Origin of the sequence: Rhodoferax sp. WC2427, assembly GCF_040822085.1 — a bacterium.
Classification (GTDB): domain Bacteria; phylum Pseudomonadota; class Gammaproteobacteria; order Burkholderiales; family Burkholderiaceae_C; genus Rhodoferax_B.
Genome location: NZ_CP162006.1, coordinates 1,393,562 through 1,415,491, shown reverse-complemented (window position 1 = coordinate 1,415,491; position 21,930 = coordinate 1,393,562). Strand labels below are relative to the sequence as shown.

The window sequence follows — 21,930 nt, the reverse complement described above, 5'->3', positions numbered from 1 at the left end:
GAGCCCAATTGAGCCCTATTTCACATGGATCAGCCTGCCGATGCCGCAATCGGCCCCACCGCCTGCACCACGTCGGCATTCTGCGCACGCTGACGCAAGGCGTGCTCCATGACCACCAAGGCCAGCAACGCTTCCACGATGGGGGTGGCGCGGATGCCTACGCAGGGGTCGTGGCGGCCTTTGGTGATGACTTCGGTGTAGTGGCCTGCCGTGTCGATGGTCTCGCGCGGCGTGGTGATGGAGCTGGTGGGTTTGATGGCGATGGAGACTTCCAGGTCCTGGCCGGTGCTGATGCCGCCGAGCACACCGCCCGCGTTGTTGGTTCGGAAGCCCTGCGGCGACAGCGAGTCGCCGTGCATGCTGCCACGCTGGGCCACGCTGGCAAAACCGGCCCCAATCTCCACGCCCTTGACGGCGTTCAGGCCCATCATGGCGAAGGCGATGTCGGCGTCGAGCTTGTCAAACAGCGGCTCGCCCAGGCCCACGGGCATGCCGGTGGCGGTGACGCGGATGCGCGCGCCGCAGGAATCCTGGGCGTGGCGCAGGGCATCCATGTAGTCTTCCAGCGCCGACACGTCGGCCACCGGGGCAAAAAACGGGTTCTTGGGCACGTGGTCCCAGCTCTCGAACGGCACCACCAGGTCGCCGACCTGGGTCATGCAGCCGCGAAACACCATGCCGTATTTCTCGGCCAGCCATTTCTTGGCCACGGCACCGGCGGCCACGGTGGGCGCGGTCAGGCGGGCGGACGAACGGCCACCGCCACGCGGGTCGCGGATGCCGAACTTATGCCAGTAGGTGTAGTCGGCGTGGCCGGGACGAAAGCTTTGGGCGATGGCGCTGTAGTCTTTGCTGCGCTGGTCGGCATTGCGGATCAACAGGGCGATGGGGGTGCCGGTGGTTTTGCCCTCGTACACGCCGCTCAAAATCTCTACCGCGTCGGGCTCGTTGCGCTGGGTGACGTGGCGGCTGGTGCCGGGGCGGCGGCGGTCCAGGTCAGCCTGGATGTCGGCCTCGCACAAGGCCATGCCGGGGGGGCAGCCGTCGATCACGCAGCCAATGGCCGGGCCGTGGGATTCACCGAAGTTGGTGACTGCGAATAGGGTTCCGAAGGTATTTCCGCTCATAGCCGCTGATTATCCCCGACCTAGACTGCAGCGCCCAAAGTTGGGAACAGTTCATGCTTATAGCGTCGCACCCCACGCGGGTTTTCACTTACATCCACCCAGGAGAGGCCCATGCTGCAAGCAACCACCACCGAGTTTTCCCACGTCAAACCCGGCGATACCGATTTTGTCCCGGGAGGTCTGCGCGACTTTTTCCTGTACCGCGACCTCGGGATTGCCGAAGCCACGCACGGAAAAGTGATTGCGCACCTTGTGAAGGCAAACATGGCTCCAGAAAAGGGCACGGGCTGGCACCGCCATGAGGCAGACTTTCAGATCGTGATCATGGTCAAGGGCTGGGCGCGCTTCATGTACGAAGACAAGGAGACCCTGGTACAGGCCGGCGACTGTGTGCACCAGCGCCCGGGCATCCGCCACTACCTGTTCGACTACTCGCCGGACATGGAGTACCTGGAGATCGTGTCGCCTGCGGATTTCAAGTCGGTGGATGTGGAGCCGGTGTGTGATGTCCCGGAATCCACCCCCTGGAAATAAGGCAATAGCAGGGACGGCAGGCAGGGGACCCACAATCCCCCGCCCTGGTCAGAATTCAGCGTCGAGTTCGTCGATTTCCTCGGGCTCTTTCATGGCCTCGGCCACCCATTCCTGCATGGCAGGCAAGGCCATGATGCGCTGGCAGTAGGCGGCGCACACCGGGTCCAGCGCCACGTTGTAGGTCAAAAAGCGGGTCACCACCGGGGCGTACATGGCATCGGCCATGCCGACGTGCTCGCCAAACAAATAGGGGCCGCCGTAGTTGGCCAGGCACTCTTTCCAGATTTCCACGATGCGGTCGATATCGCTTTGGGCGCGCGACCAGATTTTGAATTCGGAGAAGTGGGCCTTGATGTTCATCGGCAGCGCCGTGCGCAGCGCAGAGAAGCCGGAATGCATCTCGCCGCAGATGGCGCGGCAGTGGGCGCGGGCGGCCTGGTCGTCGGGCAGCAAACCGGCTTTGGGCTTGATTTCGTTGAGGTATTCGCCAATGGCCAGCGTGTCCCAGACCTTGATCTTGTTGTGCTGCAAGGAGGGCACCAGCATGGAGGACGACAGCAACATCATCTCGGCCTTCATGGCCGGATCATCGGGCGAGACCACGTTTTCGGTGAACTCTAGCCCCGCAAACTTCGCGGCGAGCCAGCCGCGCAGAGCCCAGGCACCGTAGTTTTTGCTGCTGATCGTCAACTCTGCTTTGCGCATGGGTAGCTCCTTGTGTTGTGGGGCTTTCAGCAAGGGTTGTGCCAGAGCCTGCGCCCATGCAAATCCGTATTTCTACGTACGCCCCACCAAATGGAGGATCGCCTCTAGGCCGCGCACAGTAACTGGCCCGTAACTTGCCTGTCGTTGGTGCAACCTCTGCACCAAGTCAGGAACCACACACATGCTCTACCAGGCCTATCAACTCCAGTCCGACTTGATGTCTCCGCTGCGCCTGATGGCACAAAGCTTGGGCGCGTCGCTCTGGTTCAAAGACACGGAGAACAGCCCGGTGCGCAAGATCGCCGCCGCCTGCGATGTGTTTTCACGCCTGCGGCTCACCCATTCACGGCCCGGCTACGGCATCACATCGGTCAAGGTGGGCCAGGTCGATGTAGACGTGACCGAAGAAGTCACCCTCACCCTGCCCTTTGGCAGCCTGCTGCATTTCAAACGCACGGCAGACGCAGTGGACATCGAAGGCCAGCCCCCGGTGCTGCTGGTCGCCCCGCTGTCGGGCCACTTTGCCACGCTGCTGCGCGAGACCCTGCGCACCCTGCTGCAAGACCACGATGTCTACATTACCGACTGGCACAACGCCCGCGATGTGCCGCTGACCGAAGGCGGCTTTGCGCTGGACGACTATGCCGAGCACATGATCCGCTTCATCGAAACCATCGGTCCGGGCACCCATGTGGTGGCCGTGTGCCAGCCCTGCGTGGCCGCACTGGCCGCCGCGGCCATCATGGCCGAAGACGACAACCCCTGCCAGCCGCGCAGCCTGACGCTGATGGCCGGCCCGGTGGACTGCCGCATCAACCCCACCGGGGTCAACACCCTGGCCGTGAGCAAGCCCATCGAATGGTTTGAGAAAAACCTGATCACCCACGTGCCACTGCCACACAAGGGCTTCATGCGCCGGGTGTACCCCGGTTTCATCCAGCTCAGCGCCTTCTTGAGCATGAACCCGGCCCGCCACAAGGCCCAGTTCAAAGACATGTACAAATACCTGCTGGAAGGCGATATCGAAAAGGCCGACACCATCCGCAACTTCTACGACGAGTACCTGGCCGTCAACGACCTGCCCGCCGAGTTCTACCTGGAAACCGTGGCCAAAGTGTTCCAGACCTACGACCTGCCCCGGGGCGTGCTCACCTACAAGGACCGCATCGTCAATCCTGCCGCCATCCGCCGCACCGCGCTGATGACGGTGGAAGGCGAGCGCGACGACATCTGCTCTGTCGGCCAGACCATGGCCGCCCAGGACCTGGCCAGCAGCGTGCGCCCCAGCCAGCGCACCCACCACATCCAGACCGGCGTGGGCCACTACGGCGTGTTCAGCGGCAAGAAGTGGAACCAGCAGATCTACCCCCGCGTGCGCGACATGATCTACGCCAACCAGCTCTGAACCGCATCGCACCACAAGCAAAAAGCCCGGCTGAACCAGCCGGGCTTTTTGTTGATGTCAACCGTCAATCGCTATATATTTAGTAGCTACTCACGCCCTAGACATAAGCACTAGCGCCCTAAAAGACCCCTAACCCATCAGCGGACCAGGGGGACTGCAGCCTTCAGCTGCCTTCTTCATCGCCCGCGGGCCAGTCGCGGATGTAGGCCTTGAGCATCTTGTTTTCGAAATTCTGGCTGTCCACCACGGCCTTGGCCACGTCGTAGAAGCTGATCACACCCATCAGCATTTTCTGGTCCATCACCGGCATGTAGCGGGCGTGGCGCTCCAGCATCATGCGGCGCACATCGTCCAGCTCGGTATTGGGGGTGCAGGTCAGGGGGTGGTCGTCCATGGCCGTGCGGACCAGGGTGGTGCCGATGCTGCCGCCATTCTTCACCACCAACTGGATGACCTCGCGAAAGGTCAGCATGCCAACCAGCTCACCATGGGACATGATGACCAGGGAACCCATGTCCTTCTCAGCCATCGTGGCCAAGGCGGTCGCAAGCGGCTCGTCGGGGCTGGCGGTATAGAGCGTATTGCCTTTCACACGCAGAATGTCGCTGACTTTCATGGGGTTCTCCTGGTAACGCAGAGCGCAATGGATGGATAGGTGACAGATGTGCTTGCAATATAGCCCACAAAAGCCTATGGCACGGCAGGAAATGCGTATCTGCGGCCCTGCTGGCGCCATGTTGCACTGCAATAAAATCCATCCATGGACTTCTTCATCGCCAAAGCCCCCTATTGGATCACCCGTTTTGGCGAGATGGGCATCGTGGTGCCCCTGGCCGCTGCACTCTCGCTGTGGATGCTGGCCAGCACCCGCGCCATCCGCCCGCTGATGCTGTGGCTGGTGCCGCTGGGGTTGGCGGTGGGCATTACCACGCTGTCCAAGGTGGCTTTTATCGGCTGGGGCTGGGGTATTGCGGCCCTCGACTTCACCGGGTTTTCGGGCCACGCGATGTTTTCGGCCGCCATCTATCCGGTGCTGGGCTACAGCCTGGCCGCGCAGTCGAGCCGCAAGCCCGGAACCCCTTTGTGGGCGATGCTGGCGGGCTACGCCCTGGCGCTGGTGATTGGCTGGAGCCGGGTCCACATCCAGGTGCACTCGGTGTCCGAAGTGCTGGCCGGCCTGGCCCTGGGTGGCAGCGCCAGCGGCTGGACGGTGTGGCGTATGTCGCGCACGCTGGCTCCGCCCCACCCGCGGCGCACCCACCGCTGGGTGCTGCTGGCGCTGCTGGGCTGGCTGGCGGTGATGCCGGTGCAGGCCGCCCCGTCGCGGTCGCACGACATGGTGACGCAGCTGGCGCTGCGCCTGTCTGGCCACGACATGCCGTTTCGGCGGGCCGACCTGCATGCGGAACCCACGCCGCCCGGGGCCTGATTACTCCTTTTTTTATAGCTGCTTGTGCCGATGGAATCAGCGCAGAAGGCCGATTTCTCACAAATTACCAGCACGCTGCAAAGGGATTACTACAACTTGTTACAAACTTGCAGGGATGCGGTAAGCTGCCGATTTTTGAGCGCTCCACCCCATGCACACCGACCCCTTAGTCTTTAAGACCCTGCTCGAATCCACCAAGGCCATTCCCTGGCGGATCGACTGGAAGACCCTGAAGTTCACCTACGTCGGGCCCCAAATCGAAGCGCTGCTGGGCTGGAGCCCCGAGAGCTGGGCCAGCGCGCAGGACTGGGCCGACCGCATGCACCCCGAGGACCGCGAGGAAACCTTCAACTTCTGCGTCAGCCAGTCACAGGCCGGGGTGGACCACGAGGCCGACTACCGCGCCCTGACCCAGGACGGTGGCTACGTATGGATCCGCGACGTGGTGCACGTGGTGCGCAAAGACGGCGAGGTGGAGGCGCTGGTGGGCTTCATGTTCGACATCAGCGAACGCAAGAAGACCGAAGAAAAGCTCATCACCCTGCAAAAAGAGCTGGAAGAGCTGTCCTTCAAAGACGGCCTGACCGGCATTGCCAACCGGCGCTTGTTCGACTCCATCATGGAAATCGAATGGGGCAACGCCCGGCGCAACCACCAGCCGCTGTCGGTGATCATGCTCGACATCGACTTCTTCAAACCCTACAACGACCACTACGGCCACTTGAAGGGCGACGACACCTTGAAGCTGGTCGCCCAGTCCCTGGCCTCGGCCGCCACCCGGTCGCGCGACTTTGTGGGCCGCTACGGCGGGGAAGAATTTGTGCTGGTGCTGACCGAAACCGATGCCGCGGCCGCCCTGAAAATTGCCGAGCGCTGCCGCAACCTGCTGGCCCAGCTGCAGATACCCCACCAGGGCTCGCCCCTCGGCCACCTCACCGCCAGCCTGGGCGTGGGCACCTGCATTCCGGGCGTCGATTCCAGCATGGCGGACTTTCTGGATGCGGTAGACAAGCAGCTCTACCGTGCCAAACACCTGGGCCGCAACCGGGTGGAAGCTGTGCCCACCAGCCTGGCTGCTGCCACGGTATCCCGTGCGGGGTTGATACGCTAGGTTTTTTAGAGCACCTCACGCAGATACATACTGCGCCGGCCACTGTTTTTCCATAAATTTTCCAGCGCCGGGGCCGGGGTCAGCAGCAGCTGGTCGACCAACGGCAGCAACAGCGTGGTATCGGGGTTGACCAGCAGCACCAAGCGCGGCTCGCGGGGCTTGGCCGTGGTGTCCAGCGGGTCGGCTTCGTCCAGCCGCCCCACCCAGTCCAGCCCGCCCAGGGCCGCCAGCACCGGCTCCAGCTGCAGGGTGTCGACCTGCATCGAGTGGGCTAGCTGCGCCATGCTCAGGCCCTTGTCGCCGCGGGCCTGCACCGCATGCAGGTGCTGCAGCACCTCGATGGCCAGCAAAAACGACCAGCCGTGCGGCGTGGAACGGCGCGGCACACCTTCCAGCAGGCTGGGCATGTAGGCCGCAATCACCGCGCCCAGCAGCACGATGACCCAAGCCAGGTAGATCCAGATCAGCATGATGGGCAGCGTGGCAAACGCGCCGTACACCACCGAATACGTAGGCACTGCCGCCAGGTAGTAGGTCAGCAGGCGCTTGGCCAGCTCGATGCTGACGGCCACAAACACCCCGCCCGACCAGGCATGCGCCCAGCGCACCCGCGTATTGGGCACATAGCGGTAGAGCGCCGCCATGCCGCCCGACAGCAGCACCACCTGCAACAGGCTGAACAGCAGCCGCACCCCGCCGGGCAGGCTATCGACCACGCCTTGCGAGCTGGAGATCAGGTAGGAGGTCAGCGCCAGGCTGGCCCCCAGCAGCACCGGCCCCAGGGTGATACCGGCCCAGTAGATCAGCACCCGCTGGCCCAGGGGCCGGGGCCGGCGCACGCGCCAGATGGCGTTGAGCGTGCGGTCGATGGTCAAGATCAGCGCCAGTGCGGTAAACAGCACCAGGGCCAGGCCCACCGCCCCCAGCTTGCTGGCCTGGCTGGCAAACTGGGTCAGGTAGCCCAGCACCTGGCGGGAAATGCTCTCGGGGATCAGGCTCTGCACCAGCCACTTTTGCAGCACCACCTGCACTTTGCTGAACATCGGAAAGGCGGTGAAGATAGCCAGCGCCACGGTAAAAAACGGCACCAGCGCCAGCGAGGTGGTGAAGGTCAGGCTGCTGGCCGTCAGACCCAGCTGGTCCTCGCGAAACCGCTCGCGCAGGGTGTGGGCGGTGGTTTTCCAGGGGAAGCGGGACAAGTCTTTCAGGAACTGGTCGAAGCGTTGGGACAGGGCGGCAAGGGACAAAGACATGGCCGCTATGATGCCATCGCTATGAACACCACTGAACACTCCGTCTCCTGGACCCGCAACCTGGCCGTGGGCAGCCTTTTGGGCCTGATCGCCCTGAGCCTGGCCTGGGAGTTGGTACTGGCCCCCCTGCGCCCCGGCAGCGTGGTGCTGGCGCTGAAAGCCGTGCCGCTGTGCTTCCCGCTCATCGGCCTGCTGAAAAACCGCATGTACACCTACCGCTGGGTCAGCCTGATGGTCTGGCTGTACTTTACCGAAGGCGTAGTGCGCGCCTACAGCGATGCCGCGCCCAGCCGCTGGTACGCGCTGGCCGAGGCCCTGCTGTGCGTGGCCCTGTTTGTCGCCTGCGCCATGCATGTGCGGCTGCGCTTCAAAAACGCCAAGGCGGCAGCCGTACCGGCTTAAATCTGGAGATTTACCATGCAAGACCTGATCGACAGCCTGCGCCAGACCGTGGGCGCCGCCCATGTGCTCACCGAGGGCGACCTCAGCGCCTACGAGCTGGACTGGCGCAAACGCAGCCGCGGCAAATCGCTGGCCGTGGTGCGCCCCGGCAGCACCTTGGAAGTGGCCGCCGTGGTCAAAACCTGCGCAGCGGCCGGTGTCAGCATCGTGCCGCAGGGCGGCAACACCGGGCTGGTGGTGGGCAGCACGCCGGACGATTCGGGCACGCAAATCGTGCTCAGCCTGCAGCGCATGCAGGCCGTGCGCGCTGTAGACGCCGCCAACCTGACCATGACGGTGGAGGCGGGCTGCATCCTGCAAAACCTGCAGAACGTGGCCGACCAAGCCGGTTTTTTGTTCCCCCTGAGCCTGGGGGCCGAAGGCAGTTGCACCATTGGCGGCAACCTGGCCACCAATGCGGGCGGCACCCAGGTGCTGCGCTATGGCAATACCCGCGAGCTCTGCCTGGGCCTGGAAGTGGTCACAGCCCACGGCGAAATCTGGAACGGCCTGAGCGGCCTGCGCAAGGACAACACCGGCTACGACCTGCGCAACCTGTTTGTCGGCAGCGAGGGCACGCTGGGCATCATCACCGCCGCCACCATGAAGCTGGCACCCCGGCCCGCCGCCACCCTCACCGCCTGGGCGGCCGTGCCCAGCCTGGACCACGCCGTCACCCTGCTCGGCCTGGCCCACCAGCACCTGGGCGCGGGGCTCACCGGCTTTGAAGTGATGGGCCAGTTTGCCCTGAGCCTGGTGGCCAAGCACTACCCGCAGCAGCGTGTGCCGCTGTACCTCGATACACCCTGGTGCGTGCTGCTGGAAAACTCCGACAGCGAGTCCGAAACCCATGCCCGTGAACGCTTCGAGCACCTGCTGGAGCTGGCCATGGAGCAAGGCTGTGTGAGCGATGCCGTGGTGGCCGAAAACCTCGCCCAGGCCCATGCCCTGTGGCATGTGCGCGAAAGCATCTCCATGGCCCAGGCCGAAGAGGGGCTGAACATCAAGCACGACATTTCCATTCCCGTGTCGCGCATCCCCGAGTTCGTGCGCCACACCGATGCCCTACTCACCCAGCAGATCCCCGGCGTGCGCCTGGTCAACTTCGGCCACCTGGGCGACGGCAACCTGCACTACAACGTGCAAGCCCCCGCCGCGGGCGATGCCGCCGAATTTCTGCGCACGCAGGAAGACCGCGTCAACACCCTGGTGTTCGATGCCGTGGTGGCACATGGTGGCTCCATCTCGGCCGAGCACGGCGTGGGCAGCCTGAAAGTGGGCCACCTGGAGCACTACAAATCCCCCGTGGCGATGGCGCTGATGCGCAGCATCAAGGAAGCCCTGGACCCGCAGAACCTGATGAACCCGGGCCGGGTGGTGCAGGTGGCCAACGCGGGTTTTTAGCGAGGTTTTAAAATGATGCGCACCCGCCATTCCCCGGCCTCCCGCAATAACACCCAAACGCTGGCAATGGCCCACGATCTGGCCATTGACGCGGCGCATGCAAATGAGCCCATGCAGGGCACCGAGGCCAAGTGCATCGGCCGGGAAGGCTGGAGCGCCGAGAACAAGAATGCCATCGACCACTACAACGCTCGCATCGCGACTGAAGGTCTTCCCTTGGCGCAGTACCGCACCTTTTAAACATACTCCGATTTGACGTTTACCCGCCCCTCCGAAATGAATCGCCCTGTCCGCTCCCAGTATGAAGACTTCATGCGCCTGGTGCACACCACCGGCACCGCCAAAACCGACCGCACCGGCACCGGCACGCGCAGCGTTTTTGGCCACCAGATGCGCTTTGATCTGAACGAAGGCTTTCCGCTGGTCACCACCAAGAAAGTGCACCTGCGCAGCATCATCCAGGAACTGCTGTGGTTCCTGACCGGCAGCAGCGACAACAACTGGCTCAAAGAGCGCGGCGTGAGCATCTGGGACGAATGGGCCCGTGAAGACGGCAGCCTGGGCCCGGTGTACGGCGTGCAGTGGCGCAGCTGGCCCACGCCCGACGGCGGTCACATCGACCAGATCGCAGAAGTCATCAAGACCCTGAAGACCAACCCCGACAGCCGCCGCATCATCGTCAGCGCCTGGAACGTGGCCGAGCTGGACAAGATGGCGCTGATGCCCTGCCACGCGTTTTTCCAGTTCTATGTGGCCGACGGCAAACTGAGCTGCCAGCTCTACCAGCGCAGCGCCGACATCTTTTTGGGCGTGCCCTTCAACATCGCCAGCTACGCCCTGCTCACCCACATGGTGGCGCAGCAGTGCGACCTGGCCGTGGGCGACTTCATCTGGACCGGTGGCGACTGCCACATCTACAGCAACCACGTGGACCAGGTGAACGAGCAGCTCAGCCGCACGCCCTTCCCCTACCCCACGCTGCACATCAAGCGCCGCCCGGCGGACATCTTCAGCTACGCATTCGAAGACTTCGAGGTGCTGGACTACCAATGCCACCCGGCCATCAAAGCCCCGGTCGCGGTATGACGCGCCTGCACCTCATCTTCGCCCGCGCCGCAAACGGGGTGATTGGCGTGCGCGGCACCCTGCCCTGGCATCTGCCCGAAGACATGGCGCACTTCAAGCGGACCACGCTGGGCTGCCCGGTCATCATGGGGCGCAAGACCTGGGATTCGCTGCCCGCACGGTTTCGGCCCCTGCCAGGGCGGATGAACATCGTGGTGACGCGGCAGGCCGGCTGGCAGGCCGAGGGCGCCGTGCGCGCCGGGTCGATCGCCGAAGCCAGCGCCTTGTGCCCGGCAGACAGCGATGTCTGGGTGATCGGCGGGGCCGAAATCTACGCCCAGGCCCTGCCGCTGGCGCAGTCGGCGGTGGTCACCGAGATCGACAGCGCGTTTGACGGCGATGCCTTCGCCCCCCGCTTCGACGCCGCCTGGACCGAGGCCAGCCGCGAGGCACACACCAGCAGCACCGGGCTGGGCTTCAGTTTTGTGCGCTACCTGCGCCAAAGCTAGATACTACGCTTTTTATAGCTGCTTGCGCTTATGGAATATGCGCTAGAGCCTTAAAACGCCCATAAAAAAGCCGTCCCTGGATAGACCCGGGACGGCAAAGATTGGGGTCGCCGCAACGCCCCCCAAGCCTACTTCTTGATACTCATCTCGTTGCTCACGGCCTTCACGTCTTCGGTGGCTTTGGCGACTTGCAGGGCTTTGTCGATCTGGCCCTGGTTGTCCACAAAACCACTGAGCTGCACCTCGCCCTTGCGGGTCACCACGGCGATGTCCAGGCTTTTGATACTGGCATCGTTGAGCAGTGCGGCCTTGACGCGGGCGGTCACGATGCTGTCGTCCACCTTGTTGCCGACGGTGGTGTCGGCGGTTTTCAGGGCCATTTTGTTGTCGATGCTTTTCACACCGGCCACGGCCTGGGCCACAGCGGTGGCGCGCTCGATCTGGGCCAGGTTGTCCACGAAGCCGCTGAGCATGACCTCGCCCTTGCGGGTTTCGACCTTCACGTCCACGCTCTTCACGTCCGCATCGGCCAGCAGGGCCGACTTGACGCTGGCGGTGACCACGGTGTCGTCGATCTCGGTGCCCACGGTGGTGCTGGCTGCCGGTGCCGCGGGCGTGCTGGAGGCGGTTTCCACCGGCTTGCTGCAGCCCACGATGGACAGGGACAGGGCGCTCACCAGGGCGATGGCGGCGAAATATTCAAAAGGTGTCTTTTGCATATGGCTCTCCTAGCGTTGCACGGTCTTGCCGTTTTCATCGGACAACACAATCTCGACGCGGCGGTTCATCTGGCGGCTCTGGGCGGTGTCGTTGCCTGCCACGGGGTAGGCTTCGCCATAGCCCCGGGTGGCAATACGGTCGCTGGCAATGCCCATGCTGGCCAGGGCGGTGCGCACGGCAGCCGCGCGGCGGTCTGACAGCTCCTGGTTGTGGGCGCTGCCGCCGGTGCTGTCGGTAAAGCCTTCGACCAGCACCTTGCGCAGCGGGTTTTGCTGCAACACGTCGGCCAGCTTCTGGGCGGTGCGCAGGCCTTCCGGGGTCAGGCGGGCCTGGTCGGTGCCAAACAGCACGTCGCCCAGGGTAATGACCATGCCGCGCTCGGTCTTCTTGGCGGCCAGGTCGGCCAACTGGGCTTCGAGCTGGGCGTTACGGGCCTGTGCTTCTTGCGCAATCCGGCGCGCTTCGTCGTTGCTACGCTGTGCTTCGGCGGCTTTGCGCTGGGCATCGGCGGCATCGCCCTGGGCGACCATGGCCTCCTGCTGGGCGGCCACGGCCTTGGCCTTGGCCATGTCGGCCTCGTTCGAGCGCTGCTGCAGGCGCAACTGGTCGGATTCCTTGCCGGTGCGCAGCACTTCGGCTTCGGCGAACTTTTGCTGGGCAACTTCTTGCGTCAGGGCAATTTTTTGCCGGGCCAGGTAGGCCAGCTCATCCACCTTGGCGGGCTTGTCCTTGTCGTTGGCCGAGGCATCGGCGCGGGCCAAAGCTTCACCGGCCTGCTTGAGTTCCAGCGGGGCGTAGCGGTTCACGTTGGGGCTGGCCTGGGCCATGCGGTAGTCGCTGTGGGTTTGGTCCAGCAGCGTGGTGCTGGTGGGCAGGGAGCTGCAAGCGCCCAGCAAGACGGCTACGGCGAGTGCGAGGGGGGTGTAGAGATTTTTCATTTTTTATAAGCCTGGATTAATTGGTTTTGCTGGCGCGGTCGAGCTCTTCGCGCAGTACCCGCAGGTTGTCCTGCAGCGCATCGGCGGCGGCCTGGGCTTTGGCGCTGTTGGCCTTGCCCTGGGCCAGCTTGGCATCGGCCTCGGCTTCATTGGCCAGGGTGGCGGCCAGTTTGTAATTCTTGTTGGCCAAAGCCTTGTTGGCGGCGGCCATCTTGGTGCGGGCCGAGTCCATCTCCAGTGGGGCAAATTCCGCGCCGCCTGCGCCCACGGCGCTGTCGACCGCGGCCTTGGACACGGCCACGTTGGCGGTGGCGGGGGTTTTCATGCTGCTGCAACCTACCAGCAAGCCCAGTGCGGTAGCGCTCAAGGCCAAAGCCCAAGTGTTTTTATTCATAAAAGTCTCCTGTGGAAAAGTAAAAAGCCTGCGCGCTTCGCCGGCCCTGAAAATCAAAAAGCCTGGGTCTGCCCGTCGGTGGACAGGCCATGCGCTACCGGCACCGGTTGCACCAGTACGCCCTCGGCATTGGGAATCGCCTCGATCTGCACCACCGGCGCAGAGCCGGTCACGCCGCCAAACATGGTGGCGAAGGCCGCATCGGCTGCATCGCGGCCCGTGCCCAGGCGCACAAAGCCCATGGGAATGGCCAGCCCCGAGGCATCAAAGATGTACCAGCGGTCGCCCAGGAACACCTCCACGTAGGCATGGAAGTCGGAGGGGCCCAGCGACGGATCGGCGCCAAAGTCGATACCGGACGCAAAGCGGGCGGGAATATTCACGGCGCGGCACAGCGAAATCATCAGGTGCGCAAAGTCGCGGCACACGCCCACCCGGTCGACCAGGGTGTCGATGGCGGTGGTGTTGCCATTGGAGGTATTGGACTGGAACGACACCCGCGCGGTCACCCAGTCGCGGATGGCCTGCACCCGGCTGTAGCCCTGCGGCAGATGGCCAAACTCTTTCACCGCCAGGCGGTGCAGGCGGTCCGACGGGCAGTACCGGCTGGGGACCAGGTAAGGCAGCACGGCACCGGGCAGATTGGCCACCAGTACTTCGGGAATGGTCTCGGGCAATGCGGTGAAGTGCGCCAGGTCGACGATTGCGCCGTAGTGCACGGCCAGCGGGCCTGCCGCCGCATGGAAGCGCAGAAAGCGGGTGTGGGTGAAGGGGTCGGTGTAGATGTTGGACTGCACCGGCTGGCTGATCTGCAGCAGTTCGTTCACCACGGTCTGGTGCGGCGTTTGCGCGGCGTGGATGCTGAAGATGAAGTCGCAGCCGGGGGCGGCGATTGCATAGTTCAGTCCTATCGAAAATTTCAATCTAACCATAGCGGGTCCTGGGGTGAAGCGGAGGCTCCAAGGTGAATCTGTAACTGGGTTCAGTGTAGAAATACCCCCCCATCCGGCCCAGCAGACACCCGCGCAATCGGCAGTAGGACGGAACAGCGCCGTGGCAATCGGCATCCTCCTACATGCCCGGGGGCCGCAGCAGGCTCAGCCGCCCCGGTTTCGGTGTTGGGGGCCTGCGACACACCGGGCGGGCGGCCTCCCCGCGCGGGGCCCGTTGCGCTCGTATACAGGCCCGTCATTCCGCACTATGTTTTTGATAGCTGCACCAGCGCACCCAAGCTGCGCTGGGTGCCAAAAAGTATCCAACTGAAAAAAACCGGCACATTGGCCGCCGGGGCCGTTCTCTTAAAAGCTCGTTGGTATACAAGATTTTTGTTACAAAAACCTATGCCTCGTTTCCGGTTCGTGTGCTATCCAAGTGGGGGCCGTTGGCGCAGAATATTTCGTATACCGCGCAAATATCACGATTTATTCGCAAACAAAATACACTTTGTATGCCGTTATTTTTGGTTCCACCGCCCAGCTCGGCCCTGCTTTTGCAGGGCAGCCAAGACCTTTGGCACACAGCGCTGGCGGTGGGTATTGCCATCGTTACCGCCTGCATGGCGATGCACATTGCCGGCATTGCACGCACCTGGACAGAGCCCATGCACCGCCGCCTGGCGCTGCTGTCGGGTTCGGTGGCGCTGGGGGGTGGCCTCTGGGCCCTGCACTTCGTCGGCATGCTGGGCTTTGACTTGCACACCCCGGTGCAATACCACCTCGGCTATTCCCTGTTGGCGCTGTTACCCGCCCTGTTGGCCGCGTGGCGCACCCTGGACCTGGTCGCCCGTGCCCACACGGGCACCCGGCAGATCGGGCGGGCGGGCGTGTGGATGGGCTGTGGCATGGCGGCCATGCACTACGGCGCCATGGCCGCCATGCAAATGGAGCCCCAGCAGCACTACACCCTGGGTGGAGTGCTGCTGCCGCTGGCCGTGGCCACCGCGTTGTCGATCGCGGGGCTATGGGTCCGGTTTGGATCGCACCGCGGCCCGTACGCCAGGGGCCATACCGTGGTGCTCAGCGGCAGCCTGCTGGGCATGGCCGCCGTGGCCATGCATTACCTGGGCATCGCGGCGACACAGTTCAGCGTGGCGCAGGGCTTTGTGCCAAGGCCCACCGTTCCGGGCGCGCACTCCCACGCGCTGGAAATCACCCTGGCCACCGTACTGGGCACCATCGCGGTGGCCGCCATCAGCAACCTGCTGCTGCGCTACCGCACCCTCTACCAGCAGCTGGCGGCCAGCGAGTCCCAGTACGCGTCGCTGCTGCTCAACATCCCCGGCCTGGCCTACCGGCGGCGGCTCCATTCGCGTGCGCTGGTGTTTGTCAGCGACGGTGCGCTGGCCATTACCGGCTGGTCGGCGCAGGAGTGCCTGGCCGATGGGCACGACTTCTGGGACCAGATCCACCCGGAAGACGCAGCCAGGGTCCAAAAAGTCATCCGCCAGGCCCAGGTCACGCACAAGCCCTACCAAATGGAATACCGGCTGGTGCACCGCGACGGCAGTGTGCGCTGGGTAATGTCGCGCGGTGGCGTGGTGCTCGACACCCACGGCACACCCCTGTGGCTGGACGGCCTGATGACCGACATCACCGCGCGCAAGACGATAGAGAACGCCCTGGATGCCAGCCAGGCGCAGATCACCTCGCTGGTCCGCAGCCTCCCCGGCATCGCCTTGCGGGTCATCATCCGAGACGCATGGAGCACCCAGTTCGTCAGCGATGCGGTGGAAACCTTTACCGGCTATGCGGCCGCAGACTTTGTGTCTGGCAGCGTCGACCTGGCCAGCCTGGTCCACCCCGATGACCTGCCCACGCTGCTGCCCATCATGACCCAGGCCATTGCCGACCACACCACCTACTCCATCGAATTCCGCTTGCGCTACCACGATGGCAGCTACCGCTGGGTATGGAGTTGTGGCAGCGCCACCTACAACCCGCAAGGCCAGGCGCTGTGGGTGGATGCCTTCATCATGGACATCCACGAACGCCACACCATGGAAGCCGAGCTGCGCGAAGCCCACCACAGTGCCGAAATCGCGGTGCAGGCCAAAACCAGCTTCCTGGCCAATATGAGCCATGAGATCCGCACGCCAATGAACGCCATCATCGGCTTCACCGAGCTGCTGCTGGGCACCGACCTGGACCAATTGCAGCGCCGCCACATGACCACGGTGCGGCAATCGGCCCGCTCGCTGCTGCGATTGCTCAATGACATCCTCGACACCGCCAAGCTGGAGAAAGGCGCGGTGGAGCTGGAGCACAAGGACTTCTCCCTCAAGGCCCTGGTCTGCGAGGCCGCCGATGCCCAGCGCCTGACCGCCGAAAACAAGGGCCTGGACCTGGAGGTGCACTACGCGCCCACCCTGCCCGAGTTCTTCCGGGGCGACGCCATGCGGGTGCTGCAGGTGCTGAACAACCTGCTGGGCAATGCCGTCAAGTTCACCCAGGTGGGGTCGGTGCATGTCACGGTGCAACAGGATCTGGGCATGGTGCACATCGCCGTGGCCGACACCGGCATTGGCATCGCCAAGGACCGGATCGACAAGATCTTCGACCCGTTCTCGCAGGCCGATGCCTCCATGAGCCGCCGTTTTGGCGGCACCGGCCTGGGCACCACGATTGCGCGGCAGCTGGTGGAGCTGATGGACGGACAGCTGCAGGTCGAAAGCACCCTGGGGGCGGGCAGCACCTTCCACGTGCGCCTGCCTTTGCCGCCGGGGCAGCCGGTGGAGCCGGTGCACGACATGCTGCTGTACGAGCTGCCCGCTCTGCACATTCTGGCGGTGGACGACGTACCGCAAAACCTGGAGCTGCTGTCGCTGTCGCTGGGCCGTATCGGGCACCGGGTGACCACCGCTACCGGCGGCGTCGAGGCGGTGCAGGCCTTCTTGGCGCACACCTTTGACGTGGTGCTGATGGACGTGCAAATGCCCGGTGTGGACGGGCTGGAGGCCACCCGCCGCATGCGCGCGCTGGAACAAGCCCGCAAGCTGCGCCCCACCCCCATCGTGGCGCTGACGGCCAGCGTGATGGAAGAAGACCGCCGTGCCACCCAGGTGGCGGGAATGAACGGCTTTGCCAGCAAGCCCATCGATCTGCCACAGCTGGTGGCCGAGATCGCCCGCGTCATGGGCATCCAGCTGCCCGAGGCCGAGGGTGCCACCACCCAGGCGATCCGGCAGGCCCAAAGCCCGGGCAGCGCCATCGATTGGGAGCGCGGCACCGACCTGTGGGGCAATGGCGCCACGCTGGCCCAGGCCATCCGCCGCTTTCTGGACGAAAACCAGTCGGTACCCGCCCAATTGGCGGCCCTGCTACAGCACCAAGACCCGGAAGCCGCGCGCCACCTGGCCCACCGCCTGCGTGGCGCAGCGGGCAACCTGTGTCTGCACACCCTGCTGCACAGCGCCCGCATGCTGGAAGAGGCGCTGGCATCCGGCCACACGGAGCAGGCCCGGCGGGCGCTGGAAGGCGTATCGGCCGCCATGGCCGCCATCGACCGGGACCTGAACGACGGCGACACCGAACCCGCCCCCTTGCCAGGCACCTGGGCCGCCCCGGCCAAGTCCTTCCAGCCGCTGGCCCGCACCCTGCTGCAGGCCACCCGGCGCAACACCCTGGACGAAGCCACCCTGGCGCAGCTGGGCCAGGCCCTGCGCGGTGCCGGACAGGGAGCGCACCTGGCCGCACTGGAGTCGGCCTTGATGGCCTTTGAATTTGACACTGCGCAGCAGCTTCTGGCCACCCTGCTGCAGGAACCAGCCCCCTACGCCGAGGAACCCACGCCATGACCCCGCCCGCAGACAACCGCGCCAAAATACTGGTGGTGGACGACGAAGCCACCAATCTGCAAATGCTGCGCCACGTGCTGCAGGACGACTACCGCCTGGTGTTTGCCAAAAACGGCCCCAAGGCCCTGGAGCTGGCCCATAGCGAGCGCCCCGACCTGGTGCTGCTGGACATCATGATGCCCGGCATGACCGGCTACGAGGTCTGCGAAGCCCTGAAACGCGAGCCCTCCCTGCGCCACATCCCGGTGATCTTCGTCAGCACGCTGACCGACACCGAGGACGAAGCCAAGGGCTTTGCCGTGGGCGCGGTGGACTACCTCACCAAACCGGCCAGCCCGGCCATCGTCAAAGCCCGTGTGCGCGCCCACCTGTCGCTGGTGCAGATCGACGCGCTGCGCGACACCCGGCTGGAGATCATCCGCCGCCTGGGCCTGGCCGCAGAATTCAAAGACAACGAAACCGGCATGCACGTGATCCGCATGAGCTACTTTTCGCGCATCCTCGGGGAAGCCGCAGGCCTGGGCCCGGCCGATGTGGAAAACCTGTTCAACGCCGCGCCCATGCACGACGTCGGCAAGATCGGCATCCCCGACGCGGTGCTGCTGAAAAAAGGCGCGTTGACCGCCGAGGAATGGGCCGTCATGCGCACCCACAGCCAGATCGGGGCCGACATTCTGGGCACCCACCCGCCCGGCCTGATGCAGGTGGCCCACGAAGTCGCCATCTCCCACCACGAAAAGTGGGACGGCAGCGGCTACCCGCACGGGCTGGCCGGCACCGCCATCCCGATCGCCGGGCGCATTGCCGCCATCGCCGATGTGTTTGACGCCCTCACCAGCGCGCGCCCTTACAAAGCCTCCTGGACGGTAGAGGCCGCGCTGGACCTGCTGCGCGCCCAAAGCGGCAAGCACTTCGACCCCGCCCTGGTGGCGCTGTTCCTGGAACACCTGCCCGAGATCCTGGAGGTGAAAGACCGCTGGGCCGAAACCACCGCGCCCGAACACCATGTTGCGGCCACCGCGTAGGCCGCATCCGACACCCAAAAGGCATGGCATCTGCCAGACCGGCCGCACCCGCTGGGCGATGATGCAGGCATGCCTTTGAACTCTCTCGCCCCGTATTGGAAACTGGTCAAACAAGTCGCCAACTCCTGGGTCGACGACTACGCCCTCAGCATGGGGGCCGCACTGGCCTACTACACCACTTTCTCCGTGGCCCCGCTGCTGCTGATCGCCATCTCGGTGGCCGGGCTGGTGTTTGGCGAGGAGGCCGCCCGCGGCGAGATCGCCGAGCAGTTGCGCTCCTTGATGGGCGAGCAGGGGGCCGGTGCGGTACAGGAGCTGTTGGCCAGCGTGCGCCAGCCCGGCGAAGGCATCGCCGCCACCCTGCTCGGGGTGGCGCTGCTCTTCATCGGCGCAGCCACCGTGTTTGGGGAACTGCAAGACGCACTGAACCGCATCTGGCGCGTACCCGCCCACAGCAAGCAGGCGGGCTGGGTCGGCCTGTTGCGCGCACGGCTGCTGTCGTTTGGCATGATCCTGGCCATCGGCTTCATGCTGATGGTGTCGCTGGTGGTGAGCGCCGTCCTGGCGGTCACCGAGCGCTGGCTGCAGCCCATTTTTGGCAGCTGGCTGGCGGTGGCGTCGATTGCCAACGCCGTGGGCGGCTTCGTGCTGATCTCCACCATGTTTGCGCTGATCTACAAAATCATGCCCCGCGCCCGGGTGGAGTGGAAGGACGTGTGGATTGGCTCGGTTTTCACCGCGCTGCTGTTCACCATGGGCAAGTCGCTGATCGGCCTGTACGTGGGCCGCAGCGGCGTGGCCTCGGCCTTCGGCGCGGCGGGTTCGCTGGTGGTGATGCTGGTGTGGGTGTACTACTCGGCGCAAATCTTCCTGGTCGGGGCCGAATTCACCTGGTGCTACGCCAATGCCTTCGGTTCGCGCAAAGACTGCGCCGCACCGCCGGGCACCGCCCTGGAAGAGCCACCACAGCGCCCGTAGTTATTGCTCCGCAGGCACTGGCTTTTTAGCGGCGTAGGTTGAGAATAGGGTGGCCACTTGCCGCGTGGCCATTCTGAAAGGACGGTCGCCATGCACACGCTCTCCCATTTGCATTCCCCCTTCCACGTCCACAGTGCCGCCCTCTGGCGCCGGATCACCACCGCCCTGGCGGCTCTGCTGCTGTCGCTGTCGGCCCTGGCCGCGCCGATGGGCGCGCAAGATGTCAAGAACGTGCGCGGTGTCATCCAGGCCCAGTTGGCCGCCTTTGCCGCCGACGATGCCGCCAAAGCCTTCTCGTACGCCGCCCCCAATGTGCGCAAATCGGTGGCCTCGGCCGAGGTCTTCATGGCCATGGTGCGCGGCCACTACGCCGTGGTCTACCGCCCGGCCTCGGTGGCCTTCATGCAGCCCGAACGCGACGGCGACCTGGTGGTGCAGCCGGTGCAGATGTCCGATGCCGACGGCGTGGCGTGGCTGGCCGTCTACACCCTGCAACAGCAGAAAAACAAGCAGTGGCGCATCACCGGCTGCTTCGTCAAAGGCACCAACGGGCGCATGGCCTGAAACCACCTGTACTACGGTTTTTATAGCTGCTCATGCTGATGGAATAAGCGCAGGCGGCGTATTTGGCATGTAATATCCGGGAAACCGAATTCGGAGCCTGCCATGCCTTCCCTGCTGATCCACAACGCCGACTGCATCGCCACCCTGGACGCCACCCGCCGCGAGCTGCGCCAGGGCTGGGTGTTCATCCGCGACGGCACCATCGAATCACTGGGCAGCGCCGCCGACCTGCCCCCGGCCCTGCTGCACAGCGCCGACGAGGTGATCGATGCCACCGGCCACGTCGCCATCCCCGGCCTGGTCAACACCCACCACCACATGTACCAGAGCCTCACGCGGGCTATTTCCCAGGTGCAAAACGCCGAGCTGTTCGGCTGGCTGCGCGGCCTGTACCCGATCTGGGCCGGGCTCACGCCCGAGATGGTCCACGTCTCCACCCAGGTCGCCATGGCCGAGCTGCTGCTCTCGGGCTGCACCACCAGCAGCGACCACCTCTACATCTACCCCAACGGCGTGCAGCTCGACGACAGCATCGCCGCCGCGCTGGACATCGGCATGCGCTTCACCGCCACCCGGGGCAGCATGAGCGTGGGCGCCAGCCAGGGCGGCCTGCCGCCCGACAGCGTGGTCGAACGCGAAGACGCCATCCTGCGCGATAGCCAGCGCCTCATCACCCGCTACCACGACACCCGCCATGGCGCGATGACCCAGGTGGCCCTGGCCCCCTGCTCCCCCTTCAGCGTCAGCCGCGACCTGATGCGCGAATCCGCCAGCCTGGCGCGCAGCCTGGGGGCCCGCCTGCACACCCACCTGGCCGAGAACGACCACGACATCGCCTACACCCGCGAAAAATTCAACTGCACCCCCACCGAATACGCCCAGGACCTGGGCTGGCTCGGTCCGGACGTGTGGCACGCCCACTGCGTCAAGCTCGACACCGCAGGCATCGGCCTGTTTGCCGCCACCCGCACCGGCGTGGCCCACTGCCCCTGCAGCAATATGCGCCTGGCCAGCGGCATCGCCCCCATCCGCAAAATGCTGGACGCCGGTGTGCCCGTGGGCCTGGGCGTGGACGGCAGCGCCAGCAACGATGCCGGCCACATGCTCAACGAAGCCCGCCAGGCGCTGCTGCTGGCGCGTGTGGGTAGATCCTTAGAACCCTTCGGCTGCGACCACGGCCCGGCTGAAATGACCGTGCGCAACGCACTAGAGATCGCCACCCGCGGCGGCGCCGACGTGCTGGGCCGCAGCGACATCGGCCACCTCGCCCCCGGCATGTGCGCCGACCTGGCCCTGTTCGACCAGCGCACCCTGCCCTTCGCGGGCGGCGCCGTGCACGACCCCGTCGGCAGCCTGCTCCTGTGCGCCAGCGCGCAGGCGGCCTACACCGTGGTCAACGGGCGGGTGGTGGTACGGCAGGGGCAGCTGGTGACGGTGGCGCTGGGGCCGCTGGTAGAGCGGCACAACCGGCTGGCGCTGACGTTGGCGGGCTGAAACGGGGTTTTACGCCTTTTCGCATTTTCAGGCCATTTTTTG

22 protein-coding genes are annotated in these 21,930 nt (G+C 64.8%); 14 read left to right on the top strand and 8 right to left on the bottom strand.

The window, feature by feature from the left end:
* Positions 1-29 precede the first annotated feature (29 nt).
* The gene (gene aroC, locus AB3G31_RS06785) at positions 30-1,127 is read right to left on the bottom strand and encodes a chorismate synthase (RefSeq protein WP_367849431.1); all 1,098 of its coding nucleotides are present in this window, start codon (positions 1,125-1,127) and stop codon (positions 30-32) included.
* A 111-nt stretch (positions 1,128-1,238) separates the two neighbouring features.
* On the opposite strand from aroC, the gene AB3G31_RS06780 reads away from it, so the two are divergent.
* Positions 1,239-1,661 carry a cupin domain-containing protein gene (locus tag AB3G31_RS06780; protein ID WP_367849430.1) on the top strand — a complete coding sequence of 141 codons (423 nt, stop codon included), beginning with the start codon at positions 1,239-1,241 and terminating at the stop codon, positions 1,659-1,661.
* A gap of 48 nt (positions 1,662-1,709) precedes the next feature.
* On the opposite strand, the gene AB3G31_RS06775 is transcribed toward AB3G31_RS06780, so the two are convergent.
* Positions 1,710-2,366: a glutathione S-transferase gene (locus AB3G31_RS06775; RefSeq protein ID WP_367849429.1), complete on the bottom strand. Its 657-nt coding sequence runs from the start codon at positions 2,364-2,366 to the stop codon at positions 1,710-1,712.
* A 181-nt stretch (positions 2,367-2,547) separates the two neighbouring features.
* On the opposite strand from AB3G31_RS06775, the gene AB3G31_RS06770 reads away from it, so the two are divergent.
* Positions 2,548-3,771 carry a polyhydroxyalkanoate depolymerase gene (locus AB3G31_RS06770; RefSeq protein ID WP_367849428.1) on the top strand — a complete coding sequence of 408 codons (1,224 nt, stop codon included), beginning with the start codon at positions 2,548-2,550 and terminating at the stop codon, positions 3,769-3,771.
* 163 nt (positions 3,772-3,934) lie between these two features.
* Here the strand turns inward: AB3G31_RS06770 and AB3G31_RS06765 are convergent, their stop codons facing one another.
* Positions 3,935-4,387, bottom strand: a complete 453-nt coding sequence (locus AB3G31_RS06765; protein ID WP_367849427.1) for a CBS domain-containing protein — start codon at positions 4,385-4,387, stop codon at positions 3,935-3,937.
* Positions 4,388-4,531: 144 nt separating this feature from the next.
* Here AB3G31_RS06765 and AB3G31_RS06760 point away from each other — a divergent pair, with 144 nt between their 5' ends.
* Together AB3G31_RS06760 and AB3G31_RS06755 are read left to right on the top strand one after the other, a co-directional pair.
* Entirely contained in the window at positions 4,532-5,200 is a 669-nt protein-coding gene (locus tag AB3G31_RS06760) for a phosphatase PAP2 family protein (protein WP_367849426.1), read from the top strand.
* A gap of 151 nt (positions 5,201-5,351) precedes the next feature.
* Positions 5,352-6,311: a diguanylate cyclase gene (locus AB3G31_RS06755; RefSeq protein WP_367849425.1), complete on the top strand. Its 960-nt coding sequence runs from the start codon at positions 5,352-5,354 to the stop codon at positions 6,309-6,311.
* Positions 6,312-6,316: 5 nt separating this feature from the next.
* Here the strand turns inward: AB3G31_RS06755 and AB3G31_RS06750 are convergent, their stop codons facing one another.
* The gene (locus tag AB3G31_RS06750) at positions 6,317-7,564 is read right to left on the bottom strand and encodes a YihY family inner membrane protein (RefSeq protein WP_367849424.1); all 1,248 of its coding nucleotides are present in this window, start codon (positions 7,562-7,564) and stop codon (positions 6,317-6,319) included.
* A 21-nt stretch (positions 7,565-7,585) separates the two neighbouring features.
* Between AB3G31_RS06750 and AB3G31_RS06745 the strand changes: the two genes are divergently transcribed.
* From AB3G31_RS06745 to AB3G31_RS06725, 5 genes are read left to right on the top strand one after another with little or no spacing between them, the layout of a single operon-like run.
* The gene (locus AB3G31_RS06745) at positions 7,586-7,966 is read left to right on the top strand and encodes a DUF2069 domain-containing protein (protein WP_367849423.1); all 381 of its coding nucleotides are present in this window, start codon (positions 7,586-7,588) and stop codon (positions 7,964-7,966) included.
* Between the two features lie 15 nt (positions 7,967-7,981).
* Positions 7,982-9,409 (top strand): FAD-binding oxidoreductase, encoded by a 1,428-nt coding sequence (locus AB3G31_RS06740; protein ID WP_367849422.1) that lies wholly within the window; start codon positions 7,982-7,984, stop codon positions 9,407-9,409.
* A gap of 12 nt (positions 9,410-9,421) precedes the next feature.
* Complete coding sequence (locus tag AB3G31_RS06735; protein WP_367849421.1) at positions 9,422-9,649, top strand: type II toxin-antitoxin system CcdA family antitoxin; 228 nt, start codon at positions 9,422-9,424, stop codon at positions 9,647-9,649.
* Positions 9,650-9,685: 36 nt separating this feature from the next.
* On the top strand, positions 9,686-10,495 hold the full coding sequence (locus AB3G31_RS06730; protein ID WP_367849420.1) for a thymidylate synthase: 810 nt from the start codon (positions 9,686-9,688) through the stop codon (positions 10,493-10,495).
* Positions 10,492-10,983: a dihydrofolate reductase gene (locus tag AB3G31_RS06725; protein WP_367849419.1), complete on the top strand. Its 492-nt coding sequence runs from the start codon at positions 10,492-10,494 to the stop codon at positions 10,981-10,983. Before AB3G31_RS06730 ends, AB3G31_RS06725 begins: the two co-directional genes overlap by 4 nt.
* Before the next feature lie 128 nt (positions 10,984-11,111).
* On the opposite strand, the gene AB3G31_RS06720 is transcribed toward AB3G31_RS06725, so the two are convergent.
* Genes AB3G31_RS06720 through AB3G31_RS06705 form a run of 4 tightly spaced genes read right to left on the bottom strand, consistent with a single transcriptional unit; the run spans position 11,112 to position 13,967 of the window.
* Positions 11,112-11,702 carry a BON domain-containing protein gene (locus AB3G31_RS06720; protein WP_367849418.1) on the bottom strand — a complete coding sequence of 197 codons (591 nt, stop codon included), beginning with the start codon at positions 11,700-11,702 and terminating at the stop codon, positions 11,112-11,114.
* 9 nt (positions 11,703-11,711) lie between these two features.
* Positions 11,712-12,641 carry an OmpA family protein gene (locus AB3G31_RS06715; RefSeq protein WP_367849417.1) on the bottom strand — a complete coding sequence of 310 codons (930 nt, stop codon included), beginning with the start codon at positions 12,639-12,641 and terminating at the stop codon, positions 11,712-11,714.
* A gap of 16 nt (positions 12,642-12,657) precedes the next feature.
* Positions 12,658-13,035: a DUF4398 domain-containing protein gene (locus AB3G31_RS06710; RefSeq protein WP_367849416.1), complete on the bottom strand. Its 378-nt coding sequence runs from the start codon at positions 13,033-13,035 to the stop codon at positions 12,658-12,660.
* A gap of 53 nt (positions 13,036-13,088) precedes the next feature.
* Positions 13,089-13,967 (bottom strand): transglutaminase family protein, encoded by an 879-nt coding sequence (locus AB3G31_RS06705; protein WP_367849415.1) that lies wholly within the window; start codon positions 13,965-13,967, stop codon positions 13,089-13,091.
* 515 nt (positions 13,968-14,482) lie between these two features.
* Here AB3G31_RS06705 and AB3G31_RS06700 point away from each other — a divergent pair.
* The 5 genes from AB3G31_RS06700 to AB3G31_RS06680 all read left to right on the top strand — a co-directional run bounded on the left by AB3G31_RS06700 (position 14,483) and on the right by AB3G31_RS06680 (position 21,888).
* Positions 14,483-17,827, top strand: coding sequence for a PAS domain-containing protein (locus AB3G31_RS06700; RefSeq protein ID WP_367849414.1), 3,345 nt, complete (start codon positions 14,483-14,485; stop codon positions 17,825-17,827).
* Positions 17,824-18,852, top strand: coding sequence for a two-component system response regulator (locus AB3G31_RS06695; RefSeq protein ID WP_367849413.1), 1,029 nt, complete (start codon positions 17,824-17,826; stop codon positions 18,850-18,852). The genes AB3G31_RS06700 and AB3G31_RS06695 overlap by 4 nt, the downstream gene beginning before the upstream one ends.
* Before the next feature lie 69 nt (positions 18,853-18,921).
* On the top strand, positions 18,922-19,830 hold the full coding sequence (locus tag AB3G31_RS06690; protein ID WP_367849412.1) for a YihY/virulence factor BrkB family protein: 909 nt from the start codon (positions 18,922-18,924) through the stop codon (positions 19,828-19,830).
* A 90-nt stretch (positions 19,831-19,920) separates the two neighbouring features.
* On the top strand, positions 19,921-20,394 hold the full coding sequence (locus AB3G31_RS06685) for a DUF4864 domain-containing protein (protein WP_367849411.1): 474 nt from the start codon (positions 19,921-19,923) through the stop codon (positions 20,392-20,394).
* A 102-nt stretch (positions 20,395-20,496) separates the two neighbouring features.
* Complete coding sequence (locus tag AB3G31_RS06680) at positions 20,497-21,888, top strand: 8-oxoguanine deaminase (protein ID WP_367849410.1); 1,392 nt, start codon at positions 20,497-20,499, stop codon at positions 21,886-21,888.
* The last annotated feature ends 42 nt before the right edge of the window (positions 21,889-21,930 follow it).

Excerpts from the sequence above, each read along its gene's own strand:
- AB3G31_RS06705 (WP_367849415.1), bottom strand. The coding sequence starts at position 13,967 with ATGGTTAGATTGAAATTTTCGATAGGACTGAACTATGCAATCGCCGCC.
- AB3G31_RS06710 (WP_367849416.1), bottom strand. The coding sequence starts at position 13,035 with ATGAATAAAAACACTTGGGCTTTGGCCTTGAGCGCTACCGCACTGGGC.
- AB3G31_RS06715 (WP_367849417.1), bottom strand. The coding sequence starts at position 12,641 with ATGAAAAATCTCTACACCCCCCTCGCACTCGCCGTAGCCGTCTTGCTG.
- AB3G31_RS06735 (WP_367849421.1), top strand. The coding sequence starts at position 9,422 with ATGATGCGCACCCGCCATTCCCCGGCCTCCCGCAATAACACCCAAACG.
- AB3G31_RS06685 (WP_367849411.1), top strand. The coding sequence starts at position 19,921 with ATGCACACGCTCTCCCATTTGCATTCCCCCTTCCACGTCCACAGTGCC.
- AB3G31_RS06680 (WP_367849410.1), top strand. The coding sequence starts at position 20,497 with ATGCCTTCCCTGCTGATCCACAACGCCGACTGCATCGCCACCCTGGAC.
- AB3G31_RS06690 (WP_367849412.1), top strand. The coding sequence starts at position 18,922 with ATGCCTTTGAACTCTCTCGCCCCGTATTGGAAACTGGTCAAACAAGTC.
- AB3G31_RS06765 (WP_367849427.1), bottom strand. The coding sequence starts at position 4,387 with ATGAAAGTCAGCGACATTCTGCGTGTGAAAGGCAATACGCTCTATACC.
- AB3G31_RS06730 (WP_367849420.1), top strand. The coding sequence starts at position 9,686 with ATGAATCGCCCTGTCCGCTCCCAGTATGAAGACTTCATGCGCCTGGTG.
- AB3G31_RS06755 (WP_367849425.1), top strand. The coding sequence starts at position 5,352 with ATGCACACCGACCCCTTAGTCTTTAAGACCCTGCTCGAATCCACCAAG.
- AB3G31_RS06725 (WP_367849419.1), top strand. The coding sequence starts at position 10,492 with ATGACGCGCCTGCACCTCATCTTCGCCCGCGCCGCAAACGGGGTGATT.
- AB3G31_RS06770 (WP_367849428.1), top strand. The coding sequence starts at position 2,548 with ATGCTCTACCAGGCCTATCAACTCCAGTCCGACTTGATGTCTCCGCTG.
- AB3G31_RS06740 (WP_367849422.1), top strand. The coding sequence starts at position 7,982 with ATGCAAGACCTGATCGACAGCCTGCGCCAGACCGTGGGCGCCGCCCAT.
- AB3G31_RS06780 (WP_367849430.1), top strand. The coding sequence starts at position 1,239 with ATGCTGCAAGCAACCACCACCGAGTTTTCCCACGTCAAACCCGGCGAT.
- AB3G31_RS06750 (WP_367849424.1), bottom strand. The coding sequence starts at position 7,564 with ATGTCTTTGTCCCTTGCCGCCCTGTCCCAACGCTTCGACCAGTTCCTG.
- AB3G31_RS06695 (WP_367849413.1), top strand. The coding sequence starts at position 17,824 with ATGACCCCGCCCGCAGACAACCGCGCCAAAATACTGGTGGTGGACGAC.
- AB3G31_RS06760 (WP_367849426.1), top strand. The coding sequence starts at position 4,532 with ATGGACTTCTTCATCGCCAAAGCCCCCTATTGGATCACCCGTTTTGGC.
- AB3G31_RS06775 (WP_367849429.1), bottom strand. The coding sequence starts at position 2,366 with ATGCGCAAAGCAGAGTTGACGATCAGCAGCAAAAACTACGGTGCCTGG.
- AB3G31_RS06745 (WP_367849423.1), top strand. The coding sequence starts at position 7,586 with ATGAACACCACTGAACACTCCGTCTCCTGGACCCGCAACCTGGCCGTG.
- aroC (WP_367849431.1), bottom strand. The coding sequence starts at position 1,127 with ATGAGCGGAAATACCTTCGGAACCCTATTCGCAGTCACCAACTTCGGT.
- AB3G31_RS06720 (WP_367849418.1), bottom strand. The coding sequence starts at position 11,702 with ATGCAAAAGACACCTTTTGAATATTTCGCCGCCATCGCCCTGGTGAGC.
- AB3G31_RS06700 (WP_367849414.1), top strand. The coding sequence starts at position 14,483 with ATGCCGTTATTTTTGGTTCCACCGCCCAGCTCGGCCCTGCTTTTGCAG.